The following is a 1235-nucleotide window of genomic DNA, read 5'->3' as shown; positions in this document are numbered from 1 at the left end:
TGGAACGCACCGCGCGCGAAATCACCACGCAGGCCGAGACCCACGCCGCCAGCACCATCGCCGAGATCGGCCAGCTGATGCAGGCCGCGGCCGAGGCGCCGCGCGCCGCCGCCGAGGTGATTGGCGAGCTGCGCCAGAAGCTGTCCGACAGCATGGCGCGCGACAACGCGCTGCTGGAGGAACGCGCGCAGGTGCTGGAGACGCTGGGCACGCTGCTCACCGCCGTGAACCAGGCCGCGACCGAACAACACGGCGCGATCGATGCGCTGGTCGAACAGTCCGCCGGAATGTTGGCGCGCGTGGGCGAGCAGTTCGGCGCGCAGGTCGAAACCCAGTCTGCGCAACTGACCGAAGCCGCGGCGCAACTCACCGGCAGCGCCGCCGAGGTCGGCAGCCTGGGCGAGGCCTTTGGCACCGGCGTGCAGCTGTTCAGCGACTCGAACGAGAAGCTGGTCTCGCAGTTGCAGCGCATCGAAGGCGCCTTGAGCAAGTCGCTCTCGCGCAGTGACGAGCAACTGGCCTATTACGTGGCCCAGGCGCGCGAGGTGATCGACCTGAGCATGCTGTCGCAAAAGCAGATCATCGAGGAACTGCAACGCGTGTCCGGCAACCTGGCCAGCGCGGAAGCCGCTTGATGACGAGCGACGAACTGGAGATGGACGCGGGCGTCGAGGCATCTGCGCCGGTTTGGGCGGTCTTCGGCGACCTGATGGCCGGCCTGCTGGGCGCGTTTGTGCTGATCCTGCTGTTCGCGCTGGCTTCGCAGCTGGAGCTGGCCGCGCGGCTGGAAATGGAGGTCAAGCAGCGCCAGCTGGAAACCCAGCGCCGCACCGAGCTCGAGCGCGCGCTGGCGGTGCCGCTGGCAGCCGGCCGCGTCACGCTGGACCATGGCCGCATCGGCATTTCCGGCAGCGTGCTGTTCGGCTTCAACTCGGCCGAGCTGCAGCCCGAAGGCCGGCAGCTGCTGAAGAGCCTGGCGGCGCCGCTGGCGACCTATCTGCAGTCGCGCGACGAAGCGCTGATGGTCAGCGGCTTCACCGACGACCGCCTGATGCGCGGCGGCAAGAACCAGGTATTTGCCGACAACTGGGAACTCTCGGCCCAGCGCGCGCTGACCGTCACACGCACCCTCATCGAAGAAGGCGTGCCGGCTTCGGCGGTGTTCGCCGCCGCCTTCGGCGCCCAACAGCCGGTGGCCTCGAACGACAGCGCCGAAGGCCGTGCAAAAAACCGCC

Annotated in this window: 1 protein-coding gene and 1 pseudogene; both read left to right on the top strand. The window is 68.6% G+C overall.

Annotated features, from left to right (window positions below; translation table 11 throughout):
* Window positions 1-635, top strand: a pseudogene (locus FKP22_RS33240) (hypothetical protein); the annotation flags it as partial.
* Window positions 635-1235, top strand: a 601-nt coding sequence (locus FKP22_RS30865; protein WP_141291994.1) for an OmpA family protein, incomplete at its 3' end; no start/stop codon positions are given. The pseudogene FKP22_RS33240 and the gene FKP22_RS30865, both read left to right, overlap by 1 nt.

It is taken from the genome of Ideonella azotifigens (assembly GCF_006519715.1).
Lineage (GTDB): Bacteria > Pseudomonadota > Gammaproteobacteria > Burkholderiales > Burkholderiaceae_C > Ideonella > Ideonella azotifigens.
The sequence above is the reverse complement of the archived record's forward strand: the minus strand, read 5'-3'. Positions and strand labels throughout refer to the sequence as shown.